General features: G+C 48.3%; 15 protein-coding genes. 9 read left to right on the top strand and 6 right to left on the bottom strand.

Annotated features, from left to right (window positions below; all coding sequences use genetic code 11):
- Positions 1-10 precede the first annotated feature (10 nt).
- Positions 11-1036, bottom strand: a complete 1026-nt coding sequence (locus SB847_RS10255) for a LacI family DNA-binding transcriptional regulator (protein WP_410561281.1) — start codon at positions 1034-1036, stop codon at positions 11-13.
- 200 nt (positions 1037-1236) lie between these two features.
- On the opposite strand from SB847_RS10255, the gene SB847_RS10250 reads away from it, so the two are divergent.
- The gene (locus SB847_RS10250; protein WP_003152309.1) at positions 1237-1419 is read left to right on the top strand and encodes a sporulation protein Cse60; all 183 of its coding nucleotides are present in this window, start codon (positions 1237-1239) and stop codon (positions 1417-1419) included.
- Between the two features lie 35 nt (positions 1420-1454).
- Here the strand turns inward: SB847_RS10250 and opuD are convergent, their stop codons facing one another.
- Positions 1455-2990, bottom strand: a complete 1536-nt coding sequence (gene opuD / locus SB847_RS10245) for a glycine betaine transporter OpuD (RefSeq protein ID WP_012118228.1) — start codon at positions 2988-2990, stop codon at positions 1455-1457.
- A gap of 179 nt (positions 2991-3169) precedes the next feature.
- Positions 3170-4435: a BaiN/RdsA family NAD(P)/FAD-dependent oxidoreductase gene (locus SB847_RS10240; RefSeq protein ID WP_101670318.1), complete on the bottom strand. Its 1266-nt coding sequence runs from the start codon at positions 4433-4435 to the stop codon at positions 3170-3172.
- Positions 4436-4641: 206 nt separating this feature from the next.
- Here SB847_RS10240 and SB847_RS10235 point away from each other — a divergent pair, with 206 nt between their 5' ends.
- Positions 4642-6279 carry a putative polysaccharide biosynthesis protein gene (locus SB847_RS10235; RefSeq protein WP_410561282.1) on the top strand — a complete coding sequence of 546 codons (1638 nt, stop codon included), beginning with the start codon at positions 4642-4644 and terminating at the stop codon, positions 6277-6279.
- A gap of 55 nt (positions 6280-6334) precedes the next feature.
- Complete coding sequence (locus SB847_RS10230; protein WP_410577658.1) at positions 6335-7054, top strand: pseudouridine synthase; 720 nt, start codon at positions 6335-6337, stop codon at positions 7052-7054.
- A gap of 127 nt (positions 7055-7181) precedes the next feature.
- Here SB847_RS10230 and SB847_RS10225 read toward each other — a convergent pair whose 3' ends face one another.
- The gene (locus SB847_RS10225; RefSeq protein ID WP_003152337.1) at positions 7182-7403 is read right to left on the bottom strand and encodes a DeoR family transcriptional regulator; all 222 of its coding nucleotides are present in this window, start codon (positions 7401-7403) and stop codon (positions 7182-7184) included.
- 280 nt (positions 7404-7683) lie between these two features.
- Here SB847_RS10225 and SB847_RS10220 point away from each other — a divergent pair, with 280 nt between their 5' ends.
- The gene (locus tag SB847_RS10220; RefSeq protein WP_014418670.1) at positions 7684-8388 is read left to right on the top strand and encodes an ABC transporter ATP-binding protein; all 705 of its coding nucleotides are present in this window, start codon (positions 7684-7686) and stop codon (positions 8386-8388) included.
- A complete protein-coding gene (locus tag SB847_RS10215) occupies positions 8385-9545 on the top strand; it encodes an ABC transporter permease (RefSeq protein ID WP_410577656.1) in 1161 nt (386 codons plus the stop codon). The genes SB847_RS10220 and SB847_RS10215 overlap by 4 nt, the downstream gene beginning before the upstream one ends.
- 33 nt (positions 9546-9578) lie before the next feature.
- On the opposite strand, the gene SB847_RS10210 is transcribed toward SB847_RS10215, so the two are convergent.
- A complete protein-coding gene (locus tag SB847_RS10210) occupies positions 9579-10883 on the bottom strand; it encodes an NCS2 family permease (RefSeq protein WP_012118223.1) in 1305 nt (434 codons plus the stop codon).
- Between the two features lie 95 nt (positions 10884-10978).
- Between SB847_RS10210 and pepV the strand changes: the two genes are divergently transcribed.
- Positions 10979-12370, top strand: coding sequence for a dipeptidase PepV (pepV, locus tag SB847_RS10205; RefSeq protein ID WP_410561285.1), 1392 nt, complete (start codon positions 10979-10981; stop codon positions 12368-12370).
- A 37-nt stretch (positions 12371-12407) separates the two neighbouring features.
- Here pepV and cysK read toward each other — a convergent pair whose 3' ends face one another.
- On the bottom strand, positions 12408-13379 hold the full coding sequence (gene cysK / locus SB847_RS10200; RefSeq protein ID WP_020954278.1) for a cysteine synthase A: 972 nt from the start codon (positions 13377-13379) through the stop codon (positions 12408-12410).
- Positions 13380-13468: 89 nt separating this feature from the next.
- Between cysK and thpR the strand changes: the two genes are divergently transcribed.
- Genes thpR through SB847_RS10185 form a run of 3 tightly spaced genes read left to right on the top strand, consistent with a single transcriptional unit; the run spans position 13469 to position 15961 of the window.
- Positions 13469-14020, top strand: a complete 552-nt coding sequence (thpR, locus tag SB847_RS10195; protein WP_410561286.1) for an RNA 2',3'-cyclic phosphodiesterase — start codon at positions 13469-13471, stop codon at positions 14018-14020.
- A gap of 26 nt (positions 14021-14046) precedes the next feature.
- On the top strand, positions 14047-14979 hold the full coding sequence (locus tag SB847_RS10190; RefSeq protein WP_410561287.1) for a hypothetical protein: 933 nt from the start codon (positions 14047-14049) through the stop codon (positions 14977-14979).
- A gap of 52 nt (positions 14980-15031) precedes the next feature.
- On the top strand, positions 15032-15961 hold the full coding sequence (locus SB847_RS10185) for a YegS/Rv2252/BmrU family lipid kinase (RefSeq protein ID WP_410561288.1): 930 nt from the start codon (positions 15032-15034) through the stop codon (positions 15959-15961).
- Positions 15962-16124 lie beyond the last annotated feature (163 nt).

Here is a 16124-nt window from a genome sequence, read left to right as displayed (position 1 = left end):
GCGGGACACGTCACCTCCTTTCTTGTGAGCCGCAGCTTTGTCTGACAATCAATGAAGTGGGGAGCGTCACGGCCAGCGGGACGGTTCTGCCGTTTAAACGGTCGAGAAGCAATTTGACACCCGTCCGGCCCATCTCTTCCGTGTATACTTTTACCGTTGATAACGGCGTGCTGGCGTATTCTGCCTCATCAATTCCGTTGAAGCTGACAACCGCCGTATCGCGCGGGACTTGAAGACCGGCTTCCTGCAAGGCTTTTAAAGCGCCGACAGCCATCGAATCACTTGCGATAAAAAAGGCATCGGGGAGACTTCCGCCTTTGATGGCTTCATTCATCAGCCGGAACCCTTCGTGCATGCTGTATTCGCCGATCAGTACATGCTCCGGCTCGGCGCCGGCCATTTGTAAGAAAGCGGTCAGACGCTTATCCTCAATCGTTTTATTGCTGTTTACACCGTCTATGACGGTATGCTCCCGCTCCCGGCCGCCGATATAACCGAGCCGCTGGTAACCGAGCGACAGAAGATGTTCTATCGCCTTTTGCGCTGCGGCATAAAAATCCACGCTGACGGAATCGTAGCGGGCGGGATCGGGGGTGCCGTTAACAAATACCGCGTGCCTGAAAGCGGCGCTGATATTCGTAAGCACCTCGTCTTGCAGGCTGCCGATTATGATCACGCCGTCCAGTTCGTGAAACATATGCTCTTGAAAAGAACCGAGATGGATAGAAGATGTGATAAAAACTTTTTGCCGAAAGCATTCTTCCTCAATGCCTTTTCGGATCGCTGAAAAATAAGGATCCTGCCGTTCTTCTTCGGGTGACAGGCAGCTGACAACGCCGATCAGGGGCGCTGAATCGCTGCGGCTGCGGTTCTTCCGTCTTTTTGCCGACGGCTGATAGCCCAGCTCATCGGCGATTCTCAGAACTTTTTCTCTTGTTTCATCAGTCACGGCCAAAGAGTCATCCTTATTCAAAATTCTCGATACTGTCGCGCTGGATACAGATGCCTGTAAGGCAATATCTTTGAGACGGACCATTTTGCATCTCCTTTTTACTAAATATTTACTAAACAGAAATGACCTGGTTATTATTAAAATGATATTATCATACGTTAGTAAGCGTTTTCAATAACTATTTTTGGTTGCTTTTAGTAAAAATCAGTAAAAAAGAAAATCTGTTTTTCTCTATCATATTTCAATTGAACCGGAATAAATTGATAGAGAAAGGAGAGGGTGATGTGCTGAAGATAGCTGTTTTTGATGAGGAGCATGAAAAGGATCTGCAGACGGAAGTCAATACTTTTTTAAAGGGGATTTCTGATGAACAGCTCGTTGATATTAAATATACGGTAGCGGCGGCCTGTGATCCTGAAGGTGAGCAGCTTTATTGTTTTTCCGCTCTCATTTTATACCGAAAATAAAGAAGTCCGGACGAAATGCCGGACTTCTTTGTGCATTATGCTTTTTTGACGCGGGGACTTCTTGGTTTTTGGTATTTCTCCGCTTGTTTGATTCCTTTTCTCTCGCTCGCTAATGACTTGTACAGAGACACGATCATCAGAAGGATCACGACTGAAAACGGAACCGCGGCGAGAATGGCCGTGTTTTGCAGTGCGGCAAGACCGCCGGAATATAATAAAACCGCTGCTACGGCGGACTGGATGACGCCCCAGATGATTTTCACCCGGTTTGACGGGTCTAATGAGCCGTAAGACGTTTGCATTCCAAGCACAAATGTCGCTGAATCCGCTGATGTAATAAAGAATACAGCGATCAGAACAAGCGTTAATACGGATGTCACCATTGTCAGCGGATAGTGGCTGAGTGCGCCGAACAGCATCGTATCCGTTGACATTCCCGCGACATTGAATACGCCTTTCTGCTGAAGATCCATCGCGGATACACCGAAGATCGCAAACCATAAGAAAGCCAATATACAAGGTGTCACCAACACCCCGATTAAAAATTCCCGGATCGTCCGGCCCCTTGATACACGGGCGATAAAAATGCCGACAAACGGCGACCAGGATATCCACCAGGCCCAATAGAAAATGGTCCAGCTGTTAATCCATTCGCGTTTTTGGGGATCATTCGGAGACAAGCGAAAGCTCATCTGCACGATATTTTGGATGTATTGGCCGATAGAATCGGTAAATGAGTTCATAATCAGCACCGTCGGGCCTGCAATGAGCATAAAGATCATTAAAATAGCCGCGAGCGCCATGTTGGTATTGCTTAAGTATTTAATCCCTTTGCCGATTCCGCTCCACGCAGAAATCAAAAATAACACGGTCACGACAGCGATCAGGATCAGCTGAATGGAAAATGTTTTCGGAATGCCGAATAAATAATGCAGACCGCCGTTGATCTGAGTCGCTCCGAGCCCTAAGCTTGTCGCCACACCGACAACGGTCGCAAACACGGCGATACAGTCAATCGCTTTGCCGATCGGCCCGTTTACTTTATCGCCCAAAAGCGGTGTCAGTGTGCTGCTGATCAAACCGGGCGCGTCTTTTCTGAATTGAAAATATGCGATACATAAAGCGACAACCGCATAGATGGCCCAAGCGTGCAGCCCCCAGTGGAAAAATGTGTACCGGAGCGCATCACGAAATGCTTGGGGCGTTTCTGTTTCACCTGAGGGAGAGCTGATGGCGTAATGGCTGATCGGTTCCGCAGCCCCGTAAAATACCAAACCGATTCCCATGCCTGCGCTGAAAAGCATGGCAAACCATGATAATAAGCCGAATTCCGGTTTTTCCCCGGGTTTTCCGAGTTTTATTGTGCCGATCGGACTTACAATGAGAAAGAGACAGAAACCGACAAATATAGAAACGACCAGCAGATAATACCAGCCGAAAGAATCCGTAATAAATTTTTGTGCCGTATCAGTGACTTGCTGCAGGCTGTCAGGAGAAATGGCCCCCCATAAAACCGCAGCGGCTGTGATGACAATCACAATCCAAAAAACACTGGAGATGTTCTTCTTCAAACGTTCTCACCCTCTGACTATTTTTTTCAATACGCCATTTTGTTTTAGTATGGTCGTACGATTGCAGATCAATCCTTTCTTCCTATTCCCTCAATCAGGTGAAACAAAACGCAGAAAACTCTATCATGTTTTTGGTCAATTATCAACGGGGACGCTCAGGTAAGTGCGCTTTAAACCATTTAGAGCGAGCGTGAGAAACGTCCTGCATTCAAACCGGCGAGACGCCCCGTGACAAAGGCTGAAGTGATATTGTAGCCCCCGGTATAGCCGTGAATATCGAGTATTTCTCCGCAAAAATATAAGCCTTCCATTTTTTTTGACGCCATTTGTTTCGGCTCAATCTCTTTTACGGAAACACCTCCGCCTGTGACAAACGCTTTGTCCAAAGAAAGCGTTCCGTCAGCGGCAACCATAAATTGTTTGCAGTCTTTGACAAAAGCCCTGAATTGATCCTTCGGCAGTTCCGTAAAGCTTGTCTGCGGATCAAGACCGTTCCGTTCCAGAAGAAAAAGCAGATACCGTTCCTGCATCCACGGCTTCAGCGCGTTTTTGAGCGCTTTTTTCGGTGCGTCTTTCAGTTCCTTGTGCATCTTTTGAAATAACTCTTCCTCGTTGATGCCTGGAAACAGATCGATGCGGAGTTTGACCTCTGGCTGCTTTTTCAGTTCTTTGACGACAAACTGGCTGCAGCGGAGAATGGCGGGGCCTGACAAGCCGAAATGGGTAAACAGCATGTCCATCACGTGTGTGACGATTGGTTTGCCTTTTTTATTCAGGACGCTGACGGCCGCGTTTCTAAGGGACAGCCCCTGAAGTGTTTTTTGTTTAATAAACGGTTCTGACGACGTAACCGGCACTTCCGTCGGAAAGAGTTCGGTCACGGTATGACCGGCCGCTTCCGCCCATGCATAGCCGTCTCCGGTGCTGCCGGTATGCGGGACTGATTTTCCGCCGACCGCGATAATGACGGCGTCTGCGTTAATGTGTTCGTCATTGTTTGTCGTAATGCCTGCTGTCCTGCCGTTCTCGTACCGCACTTCTTTGATTTTTTCATTTGTGCGGATGGTGACATTCAGTTGTTTTAATCGGTTCAAAAGCGCATCGACAACGCTTTGCGCTTTGTCCGTCACCGGGAACATGCGCCCGTGGTCTTCTTCTTTCAGCTGAATGCCGAGTTTTTCAAAAAAGGCGATAATATCTTCATTATTAAATTCGGAAAACGCGCTGTATAAAAAGCGGCCGTTGCCGGGGATGTGTTTGATGATTTCTTCAACGGGGAGGCGGTTGGTCACGTTGCAGCGCCCGCCGCCGGAAATCGCCAGCTTCCGTCCCAGCTTGTTTCCTTTATCGATTAATAATACGTCCGCCCCTTCTTCGCCTGCGGCAATCGCAGCCATTAAACCGGACGGGCCGCCGCCGATCACAATCACGTCATAGTGTTTCATATTTCATCAACAACTTTCTTTTTCACGTATAATAGGCGGAAATGTCCGCTTTCTGCTATTATAGCGAAAGAAAGGGAATCCTTAAACGTATTTTGTTTTTAAAGAGTTTTCCCAAAAAGTTTCCCGCTGTAATTATTACCGTCTAATTGCCCAGTTGTGTTAAAATAGAAAAGTTGAATCTTCGTAGAAAATGGTGATGAGGAAACATGTCAAGCAAATTGTTAAGGGGCACGTTCGTGCTGACGCTCGGCACCTATATATCGCGGATTTTAGGGATGATTTATCTGATCCCGTTCGGAGCGATGGTCGGAGCGACGGGCGGAGCTTTGTTTCAATACGGATATAATCAATATACACTGTTTTTAAACATTGCCACGATGGGATTTCCCGCCGCGGTTTCAAAATTTGTCTCGAAATATAATTCCAAGGGAGACTATGAGACGAGCAGGCGGATGCTGAGAGCGGGAATGTCGGTTATGCTCGTAACCGGGATGATCGCTTTTTCAATTCTTTATATTTCAGCGCCGTTTTTTGCGGAAACATCTCTCGGCGGCACGAGTAACAACGGACTTACGATTGACCACGTCGTTTATGTCATCCGGATGGTCAGTCTGGCACTTTTGGTCGTGCCGATTATGAGTCTTGTGCGCGGTTTTTTCCAAGGTCATCAGATGATGGGGCCGACAGCCGTTTCACAGGTTGTGGAGCAGCTTGCCCGGATCATCTTTTTATTGGGCGCCACGTATTTGATTTTAAGAGTGATTAACGGCGGCCTTGTCATCGCAGTCGGATACGCGACTTTCGCGGCGCTGATCGGATCATTCGGAGGGCTTGTCGTCCTTTATATTTACTGGAATAAGCGGAAGGGCGATCTTCTGGCGATGAAGCCGAATCTCGTCCCGTCTGCGAACTTAAGTTATAAAAAAATGTTCATTGAGCTTTTCAGTTATGCCGCTCCTTACGTATTTGTCGGACTGGCGATTCCTTTGTATTCATATATCGATACGAATACGTTTAATAAAGCGATGATTGCAGCGGGTCATAAGGATATCAGCCAGGACATGCTTGCGATTGTCACCCTTTATGTGCCGAAGCTTGTGATGATCCCGGTTTCTCTGGCGACCGCTTTCGGTCTGACGCTGATTCCGACGATTACTGAATCGTTTACGAGCAGGAATTATAAGCTTTTGAACCAGCAGATTAACCAGACGATGCAAATCATTCTGTTTTTGGTTATTCCCGCTGTTGTCGGGATGTCCGTGTTATCGGGTCCGGCCTATACGTTCTTCTACGGCTCTGAAAGTCTTCGCCCGGATATCGGACAGGATATATTGTTCTGGTACGCGCCTGTCGCGATTCTGTTTTCTCTGTTTACCGTAAACGCCGCGATCCTGCAAGGGATTAATAAGCAGAAATTTGCTGTCGTGAGCCTTTTCATCGGCGTCATTATAAAAGTGGTGCTGAACGTGCCGCTGATCAAGCTGTTTCAGGGAGACGGGGCCATCTTGGCAACGGCGCTCGGTTATATCGCTTCTCTTCTGTACGGTTTTATTATGATTAAGCGCCATGCGGGCTATTCGTATACGGTACTTATAAAACGGGTTATTTTAATTGCAGTCCTGTCCGTCGTGATGGGAGTCGCGGTCAAGCTGACTCAATGGCTGCTCAGTTTCTTTGTAACATACCAAAGCGGCCAGGTGCATGCGGCGATTGTCGTCTTTGTCTGCGCCGCTGCCGGCGGTGCGGTGTACATGTTTGCCGCGTACCGAATCGGATTTTTACAAAAAATGTTTGGAAACCGTCTGCCCCGCGTTTTGAGGAGAGGCAGGCATTCCGCCCATTAAGAATAATGAATAGTCCGCTTATCGCGGGCTTTTCTTTTTAAAGGAGAGGATCAGGATGAGACTTGATAAGCTGCTTGCCAACAGCGGATTCGGCTCAAGAAAAGATGTGAAAAAAATCGTCAAGGCTGGGGCTGTCATGATTGACGGAGAGCCGGCGAAAGATGTGAAAACCCATGTCGATCCGGAAAAACAGGACATCACGGTATACGGAGAGCCGGCAGACTATCGTGAATTTATTTATGTCATGATGAATAAGCCGCAAGGAGTGCTGTCCGCTACCGAAGACAGCCGCCAGCAAACGGTGGTTGATCTGCTGACGCCTGAAGAACAGCGATTTGAACCGTTTCCGGCGGGACGTCTTGATAAGGATACGGAAGGCTTTTTGCTTCTGACCAATGACGGGCAGCTCGCTCATCGCCTGCTTTCTCCGAAAAAGCATGTGCCCAAAACATATGAGGTCCGGTTAACTTCACCTCTGTCACCGGAAGACATCGTTCATCTGGAAAGAGGCGTCGTCATTGAAGGAGGCTATAAGACGAAGCCGGCAGCCGTTGAAATTATTACAGAAAGCCCGGATGAAACGGTGATTCACTTGACCATTACAGAAGGCAAATATCATCAGGTGAAGCTGATGGCAAAGGCTGTCGGAAATGAAGTGGCTTATTTGAAGCGGCTTTCGATGGGGGCTGTTCCTCTTGACCCGGATCTTAAACCGGGGGAATTCCGCGAGCTGACTGAAGAGGAGCTCGAAACGCTGAGAGGCGCTGAAGTGTAATCGATATCAGAAAAGCCCAAAACAGATTTGTTTTGGGCTTTTTATATAGAGGAACAAAAAACAAGGCAAAGACGCTGCTTTGCCTTGCAGCATGTCAGGCCGAAAAGGGCCTTATGTAATTGTTCGCTTAAGATGTAATTTTCACTTTTTTTCGTGTTGTCTCCCACTTGCCTCGGCTAGGACTATGAACAAGATCATTGTATGCTAACACATTTAAGTCTCGCTGAATGGTTCTAGGTGTAATGCCGAATTCATCAACCAGTTCCTGTGTTGTCACAAGACCTTTTTCCTGGATGAACATGTAAACTGATTTAATCCGAGTCAGCATACGATTTGTTGAAGGTTTCAAAAAACCACTCCCTATCATAAGATCGGATGGACTTGATATACCACAACTTTCGACTCTAAAACTTCGTACGAATAAGCAACAAAGGATGACATTCTGTTTTTTCTCTTTTAACTGCCTCCATTATACACGATATGGACAACATGAATCTAGGAATAAGCGCAGATAATTTTTTCCAAATGGGTGCCGCCTTGGTGCATTACTATGCCCGGTCCGCTTTTATTATTATGGAAACTGAAACTTTTTTTATACATGTCCGTATGAAAACGGGGGAGTGAGAAGTTTGGGAGAATTATTGAATGCAAACATTGTCTGCGCCGGTTATGCTGACAGGCCGAAGGTGATTTCTGATGTATCTCTGTCAGTCAACGCTGGTGAAATTGCCGGTTTAATCGGAGCGAACGGCGCGGGGAAAAGTACAGTGATAAAGGCGGTTCTCGGGCTGTCCCGGGATATAGAAGGCGGTATTGAGTGGAATGATTCATCTTATGCTTACATACCGGAGCGTCCGAGTTTTTACGATGAACTGACGCTTTGGGAGCACCTCGAGCTGACCGGGTCATTGCGGGGTATAGAAGGGGAAGAATGCCGTGAGCGGGCAGGGCGGCTGCTTGAAGAGTTTTCGCTGACGTCTGTAAAACATGATTTGCCTTCCGGCTTTTCAAAAGGGATGCAGCAAAAATTGATGCTTATACAGGCATTTTTGGCGAAGCCGGATATTTACATCATTGATGAGCCTTTTATCGGACTTGATCCGATCTCAACGAAGCTGTTTACCGACATGCTGATTGCTGAGAAAGAAAGGGGCGCGGGGATTTTGATGTGCACTCATGTTCTGGATACGGCGGAAAAAATCTGCGACCGGTTTTATTTGCTGGATCAGGGCGCTCTGCTTCTTCAAGGCACGTTAGAGGAGCTTCAGGAAAAAACGGGGAGCCGTTCACTGCTGGATTGCTTTTATTCAGCGGTTCGGAGCAGTCAGCGATGACCGGGCGGGCTTTGTTTTTTCAAAGGCTGTTTCATTATTGGCGGTATCAATGGAAGGTGTTTCAGACGGTCATTGATTGGACGGTCGCGCTGTATATCGTTCTTCCCGCTGCCGCATTTGCCGTTTATCAATATGCTGAATGGCTGAACGGCAGGGGGCTTCTTAATGGAGCGGCAGGAGTATTAGGATGGGGCTGGCTGTATGTATTCAGTGCCCTGCTGTTGTGCACGGGTTTTATTCATACCTTTTTGCTGGAAGCGGATCACGTATTTTTGGTGCATGCAAAACATCTGATGCAAAAGCTGAAAAGGTACGCGCTTTTGTATTCGATGTTCCTTTCCCTTATCAAATGGGGTGCGCTTGCCGTATTGTTATTTCCCTTATGGCGCCAGTACGGTGACTGTACCTTACCGGCATATTCAGGTATGTTTTGCTGTCTGTTCGGCTTCCATACCGCGATATTAGCCGTACATCGGCACAGAAAAAACAGCAGGCGGACATTCGGGAATCAGGCGGCGGGCTGGCTGAAAGTGATGGTTCTGATGGCGGGTGCGTTTTTTATGATCGTCTTTGCCGCCGAATGGTATTGGCTTTGGCCGGCGGGATGTATATTGTTCATCTGTTCCGCCCTTTTGACTTGGAAAGGGACGGAGACATTATCAGCCTTTGAGGAAGAAGTGCTTGAGGAGAACAGGCGCAAGCTTTCTTTCGCGGCCTTTGTTTTGATGCTCAGCCATGATGTGCAGCTCCCGAATGGTAAAAATAAAGGGCGGAGCAAGCCGTTTTTATATCCCCGCTCAAAGCACATCTTTACAAAACGGTCGGCGTATACGGCGTGGAAAGAATTGTTCTTTAAAGTGCTGATCCGAAACGGCGGGTATCTCCGGCAGCTTTACCTTTTAACCGCGGCTTTTACGGCTCTTATTCTCGTTCTTCCGCTCTTACTGAAGCCGGCAGTCCTCATTTTGTTTGCGATCGTCAGCCGCTATGCCGCGTCGCTTTTATTTGACCGGATCACGGATAAACCGGTTTTAAGCGGTATCAAGAGAGACAGTGATGATTATTTCCGGGCGCGAAACAGCGCATTAACCGTCATCCAAGTCATCTGTTCCGCCTGGTGTCTCATTGCCGCGATTCTTTCCGTTCTTTATATGTGAAAATCCCTTTCCGAAAAAGGAAAGGGATTTTTCTTAATGTCCGTTCAAAATAAAAAGCTGAATAAAAAACAGTACGGCGAAGATGATGACTAAAGGATGGATTTCGCGCCATTTTTTCTTAGCTGCTTTAACAAGCGGATATGAAATGAAGCCGAGTGCGATTCCGGTTGAAATACTGGACGTTAAAGGCATCGCCAAAATGACGAGAAAGGCCGGGAACGCTTCATCAAGCTCATTCCAGCGGATATTCGATACCGCGCCCATCATCAGGCTGCCGACAATAATCAGAGCCGGTGACGTAATCGCGGACACTTCCGATAAGACGCTGACAAGCGGGCTGAAAAACATGGAAACGGCAAACATAACGGCTATCGTCAGCGCCGTCAGACCCGTTCTTCCGCCGGCCGCCACACCTGCTGAAGATTCAACGAACGCGGTCGTCGGGCTGGTGCCGAAGATACTTCCCACCGTCGTAGCGGTCGAATCAGCCAAAAGCGCTCTTCTGGCATTCGGCAGCTGATTGTTTTTGATCAATCCCGCTTGTTCGGCGACACCGATCATGGTGCCGGTTGTGTCAAAAATCGTAACAAGAAGAAAAGAAAACACAACGGCGTACAGACCGTGATGCACGACATCCCCGAGGGCACCGAACGGATTTGTGATCAAAAGCCCCTCCGGCAGGTGCGGGAAGGACATGAATCCTTTCGCGAAATGGATCTGCCCGGTCAAAAAGGCAATGACGGCGGTCAGCGCCATTCCGATGAACAGAGCCCCGTTTACATTCAGCACCATCAGTACAATACTGATGATAAGTCCGATAAGCGTTAAAATGACGGCGGGCGAATGAAGATCGCCGAGTGCGACAAGATTAGATTTATCAGCCGTGATGATTCCGGATTGGCGTAAGCCGATAAAAGCGATAAATAAGCCGATGCCGGTCGTAATTCCGTATTTTAAATTGTCCGGAATCGCTTCTATAAGTTGTTTTCTTAAAGGCGTTAACGATAAAATAATAAAGATGACTCCCGCGATAAAAACGGCGCTGAAAGCCGTCTGATACGTAATGCCGCTGCCTGTGCCGACAACGTGAAAGGCAAGATACGCGTTTAAGCCCATGCCGGGGGCAATGGCGATCGGAAAATTTGCAGCGAGAGCCATCCATAAAGTTCCGACAATGGAAGCGATAATCGTCGCGGTGAACACCTGGTCAAACGGAATTCCCGCATTGGAAAGGATCACCGGATTGACGACAATGATATACACCATTGTGAAAAAGGTGGTCAATCCCGCGGTAATTTCTCTTTTTATTGTCGTTTGATGCTTGTCGAGATGAAACATAAGTACCTCCAATGACGAACATTTTTTCAAAACATCATCTATATTATTCGTTTTATCGACATTTTGCAAGTCTTTATCAAGAAAGGGGATTTGTGATGAACTGGGAAGTTGAAGTCATCAGAAACAAAGAAGATCTGATCCGTGACACGCAGAAGTTTTTGCAGATCAACAGCGTAATGGACGAATCAACAGCCGGTCCCGGCCGGCCGTTTGGAGAAGGCGTCAATGCCAGCCTGACGTCACTGCTGGAATTCGGTGAAAAAGAAGGCTTCACCGTAAAGAATCTTGACGGCTATGCGGGCCATATTGAATGGGGAACGGGTGACGAAATCGTCGGCGTTTTGTGCCACGTCGATGTCGTTCCGCCCGGAGACGGCTGGACGAGCGATCCGTTTTCAGCCGATATCAGGGACGGCCGGATATATGCCAGAGGCGCCATAGATGATAAAGGGCCGACAATGGCGGCGTTTTACGCGCTGAAAATCGTCAAAGACATGCAGCTTCCTTTATCCAAACGCGTGAGAATCATCATCGGAACGGATGAAGAAAGTGATTGGAGATGCGTGGATCACTACTTCAAACACGAAAAAATGCCTGACATCGGCTTTGCTCCTGACGCCGATTTTCCGATCATTAACGCGGAAAAAGGGATTATAGATGCGTCACTGCGCATTGCAAAAAGCGCTTCTGACAAAGACGCAAAAAACGGGCTTCTGTCATTCCGTTCAGGACTGCGCTTGAACATGGTGCCGGATGCGGCTGAAGCGGTTATTGAAGGGGACGGTCTTGATGCCGTGCACGCATATTTCAGCAAATGGCTGGAGCAGTCAAAAACACAAGGTGAAGCAGTTTCGGAAAATGGAAAACTGACGCTTCGGGTATACGGAAAATCATGCCACGCGATGGAACCGGATAATGGTGTCAATGCCGGCTTAAAGCTTGCTGAATGCCTTAACGGAACGGAGCTGGATGAAGCCGGAAAGCACTTTGTCAAAACCGTCAGTGACTATTTTTTAAATGATACACGAGGCAAAAAACTGAAAATCGATTGCAGGGATGACATCAGCGGAGAGCTTACATTGAATGTCGGCACCTTTACATACAGAAAGGGTGAGGAAGGAGAACTCGGCATCAACATCCGTTATCCCGTCACTTCAGACAGCAAAGTCATCCGTGATGCTTTTACGTCTGCTGAAGAATGCCGGCTTGAAGAATTTAAAGACAGCAAACCGCACCACGTTTCTGCCGATCATCCGCTCGTAAAGACGCTTCAAAAGGTTTACGAAGGACAGACGGGAAAGAAAGCGGATCTGATTTCAATCGGCGGAGGAACGTATGCGAGATCCCTTTCGGCGGGCGTCGCGTTCGGACCGCTGTTCCCCGGCCGGCCTGACAGCGCGCATCAAAAGGATGAGTACATTGAAATTGATGACCTTCTCCGGTCAACGGCTTTATATGCCGAAGCCATTTATGAGCTTGCCAAGTGATAATAAAAAGGGACGCCGAAAGCGGCATCCCTTTTTATCATTCAAATGACCATAAATCCGTTGATAAATAACGTTCTCCCGTATCGGCCGTCATACAGATGACGATCTGTTCGGAAGGGAGGCGTTTTGCGGTTTCAATGGCGGCGAAGCAGGCGGCGCCTGAAGACGGGCCGACGAGTATACCTTCTTCCCGGGCCAGACGACGTGTTGTCGTATACGCATCCTCATCAGATATTTTCATGATTTCATCGTAAACGTCCTGATTCAGTATGCCGGGAATAAATCCGGGGCTTGTCCCGACAAGCTTATGAGCGCCGGGTTTTCCGCCAGACAGGACGGGAGATCCCGCGGGCTCGGCGACATGAACAATCATATCCGGGAAAAGCTCCTTCAGCGTTTCTCCGGTTCCGGTAATGGTTCCGCCCGTTCCCGCCGTTGCCACAAAAGCACCGAGCGGTCTGTTGAGCTGCTGAACGGCCTGATAGATTTCAATGGCGGTCGTTTTTCGGTGGGCATCTGGATTAGCGCCGTTATCGAATTGCATCGGGATAAAACTTCCCGGAATCTGTTCGGCGAGTTCTTTCGCTTTTTTGATGCTGCCGGGCATTCTTTCCGCCCCTGGTGTTAACACAACCTCCGCGCCGTACGCTTTCAGGAGGTTGATGCGTTCTTTCGTCATCGTGTCAGGCATGACGAGGATTGCCTTGTAGCCGCGCGCCGCCGCGTTCATCGCCAGGCCGATGCCTGTGTTGCCGCTTGTCGGTTCGATGATGACAGAGCCGGGTTTTAAATGCCCGCTGTTTTCCGCTTCAATGATCATATTGTAAGCCGCTCTGTCTTTGACACTGCCGCTCGGGTTAAACGATTCTAATTTTAAATAGACCTGTGCTGCATGTTCTGGCTGAAGGCGATTGAGCTTTACGATCGGTGTGCCGCCGATCAGCTCCGCCGTGCTGTTTACGATTTTCAAGGCCGGCTCATTCCTTTCTGTATAAAACGTTCGGTACATAATATCCTATCATAATGAGCGGACAGGGTTCTCCTCTCCGCTTATCCGTTTTATAATAACACCATAACCAAAGAGGGGGAGATCCTCGTATGAAAGCTTCATTGCCGCATTATTTTATCGGCATTCCGATTCCGGCTGACATTGCTGAACCGATTTGGGAAGCAGCCAAAAAGGAGCCGGCGTTATCATTCAAAAAATGGGTGCACCCGCATGACTATCATATTACACTCATTTTTCTCGGAGCCGCGGATGAAGAACGGCTTGCGAAATTATCGTCTCTGCTCGCAGATGCTGCGTCGGCAGCGCAGCCGTTTACCGTACAGTTTCAGCATCTGGATATTTTCGGCGACCGCAGACAGCCGAGAGTGCTTCACCTTGAGCCCGAACGGAATGAACTGCTCTTTGATTTGCGGGAAAAAATAAAACAGGCTGTTTTGAAAGCCGGTTTTCAAGTGGAAAAACGGCCTTATCACCCTCATATGACGATGGCGCGGAAGTGGGCGGGAGACCGGCCGTTTCCTGACGATGTGCCGTTTGAAAGCGGCAGGGTGCAAAGTGCCGTCAGCCGGTTTTCACTGTTTCAGACCCATCTTGACCGGTCGCCTAAATACGAAGAAATCGCACAGTTTCAATTGACATAAACAAATATTCGGAGTGGAGAAATCACATGGCACAGATCATCAAAATTCACGACTGCATATCCAGATATGAACTTGATCCATATCATTATATGAACCAGTTTATCCGGCTGAAGAAAGAACGCTGGAAGGCGCTTCTTGAAGCGTTTGACCGGATGACGGAAGAAAAAGAAACGGAAACGGCTGCAGGCGGGGAAACCGATCAAGCGCCGGCCAGGAAAAAATTTTCTTTAAAAAAGAGAAAAGAAGAAAATACGGCCGATATAAATGAAAAGAGGCACCAATGGTTTGATGAGCCGGAGGGAGAAGAGGCGCTGTTCGGGAATCTCCCGTCTCGAAAGTCTGAGCTCGCGTCTTTTTTCAAAGATCAGCTGTATGACTTTCAATTAAAATGGGCGAGCTCCACGCTTTCTCAAAAGTCTGAGCTTTCGCAGGCGGTCAAAAGGGACAGGATGTTAAAAATGCTGGCTCAAAAGCTGCCCGATTCCTATTTTGTGATGTATCATCCGGTTCTGCAAATTCAGCAGGCGTCCGTCGAACTGAGCATGATCATCATCTCGCCGCTGGAGATCTTCTGCGCTGCTTTTATGGAAGCGGAAGAGGACAGCGTATATATCGGATCAAAACACCGTTTTTGGGAAGAAAGGGGCTCCGGCAGCACGCGCCAAGTATTGAATCCGTCTCTCAGCCTGCACCGTACGGGCTCGGTCGTTTCGCAAATCGTAAAAGAAAAGCAGGCCGACATTCCCGTGCGGAAGCTTTTGCTCAGCAGAACGTCTTATATTGATTACCCGGAGCCGCCGTACGGGCTGGAAATAGCTGATAAACGGACTGCCGCAGAGTGGCTGGAAAAGCAGCAGAAAAATACGGCGCCGATCAAGCACCACCAGCTCAAGGCGGCGAAGGCTCTCTTGTCTTACGGCTTGAGCGATTCAAGCCGGAGACAGGAATGGCTTGATTAAAACGGACGTTTGGCGGCTGTCTCTTCATCTATGAAGCAGGTGAAAACAAACGATGAGTCAATGGTTTTTTATTATTAATCCGGTCTCAGGAGGCGGGCGGGGCCGGCGTGTCTGGAAATCAGTTCAAAAAGAGCTGACCAGGCGCGGGGTCAGCCACCGCTCTTTTTTGACCGGGCATCCCGGACATGCGGAGGTGCTAGCGAGACAGATTTCAATGATGCAGGATCATAAGCTTAAGCGGCTGTTCGTCATCGGCGGTGACGGGACGATGCATGAAGTCATTAACGGACTGAAAGGAACGGATCAGATTGAGCTGACCTTTGTGCCTGCCGGTTCGTACAATGACTTTTCCAAAGGGCTCGGTATTAAGAAGTCGGCGCTTCTCCAAGAAATCAAAAGTCTGCACCGCCCGCTCACACGGAAATTTTTTGCGGGAAACATCAACTTTTTTCATGACAAAGCGCAATCACTTTATTTTATTAACCACCTGTCTGTCGGCTTCGATGCCTCAGTTTTGAAAGCAGCGGCGAATTTTCCGTTTTCGCGCGTTCTTCGGTTTTTGCGTCTCGGCTTTGTGATTTACCCGCTCGCGCATTTACATACGGCCTCGAGGTTTCAGCCGTTCAGATTTAATTGCACGGCAGACGGCCAGAGGCGTGAATTCCGCAATGTCTGGTTTGTCATTGCGGCTAATCACCCTTATTACGGAGGCGGCATGAAAGCGGCGCCTTCAGCAAATCCCCGTCAAAACCATTTTGATATTGTCATCGCAGAAAACCTGTCCTTTTTCTCGCTGTATCGTTTTTTATGGGCGATGAGCTTCGGCCGGCATATCAAAATGGACGGAGTGACGATGATAAAGGGGAAGGAATTCGTTTTTGAAACAGATGGGAAAATTCCGTTTCACGCTGACGGCGAGCTGATCGGAACGACGCCGTTTCGGCTTATGCCGGGCGGTACGCCGTTGAAAATAAAAACATAATAAACAAATGAAACCCGTCAAATGTTTCACGGCAAAGAGCGGTTCCGGCATAAATCTTCAGAATTCACAGGTGTTCTTGCTAGTTTTGCTTGACGAAGTTTGTGCTGTAGCGCTAAAATTTATAGGACGGCTATTGATTAGCATATGAGACTCTCAATAGCTG

Origin of the sequence: Bacillus sp. SIMBA_026 (assembly GCF_046535335.1) — a bacterium.
GTDB classification, from domain to species: Bacteria; Bacillota; Bacilli; order Bacillales; family Bacillaceae; genus Bacillus; species Bacillus velezensis.
The sequence above is the reverse complement of the archived record's forward strand: the minus strand, read 5'-3'. Positions and strand labels throughout refer to the sequence as shown.

What these genes read in the sequence shown, in the direction of transcription:
- SB847_RS10255 (WP_410561281.1), bottom strand. Translation starts at nt 1,036, where the DNA reads ATGGTCCGTCTCAAAGATATTGCCTTACAGGCATCTGTATCCAGCGCG.
- SB847_RS10240 (WP_101670318.1), bottom strand. Translation starts at nt 4,435, where the DNA reads ATGAAACACTATGACGTGATTGTGATCGGCGGCGGCCCGTCCGGTTTA.
- SB847_RS10235 (WP_410561282.1), top strand. Translation starts at nt 4,642, where the DNA reads ATGTCAAGCAAATTGTTAAGGGGCACGTTCGTGCTGACGCTCGGCACC.
- SB847_RS10230 (WP_410577658.1), top strand. Translation starts at nt 6,335, where the DNA reads ATGAGACTTGATAAGCTGCTTGCCAACAGCGGATTCGGCTCAAGAAAA.
- SB847_RS10215 (WP_410577656.1), top strand. Translation starts at nt 8,385, where the DNA reads ATGACCGGGCGGGCTTTGTTTTTTCAAAGGCTGTTTCATTATTGGCGG.
- SB847_RS10210 (WP_012118223.1), bottom strand. Translation starts at nt 10,883, where the DNA reads ATGTTTCATCTCGACAAGCATCAAACGACAATAAAAAGAGAAATTACC.
- pepV (WP_410561285.1), top strand. Translation starts at nt 10,979, where the DNA reads ATGAACTGGGAAGTTGAAGTCATCAGAAACAAAGAAGATCTGATCCGT.
- cysK (WP_020954278.1), bottom strand. Translation starts at nt 13,379, where the DNA reads ATGTACCGAACGTTTTATACAGAAAGGAATGAGCCGGCCTTGAAAATC.
- thpR (WP_410561286.1), top strand. Translation starts at nt 13,469, where the DNA reads ATGAAAGCTTCATTGCCGCATTATTTTATCGGCATTCCGATTCCGGCT.
- SB847_RS10190 (WP_410561287.1), top strand. Translation starts at nt 14,047, where the DNA reads ATGGCACAGATCATCAAAATTCACGACTGCATATCCAGATATGAACTT.
- SB847_RS10185 (WP_410561288.1), top strand. Translation starts at nt 15,032, where the DNA reads ATGAGTCAATGGTTTTTTATTATTAATCCGGTCTCAGGAGGCGGGCGG.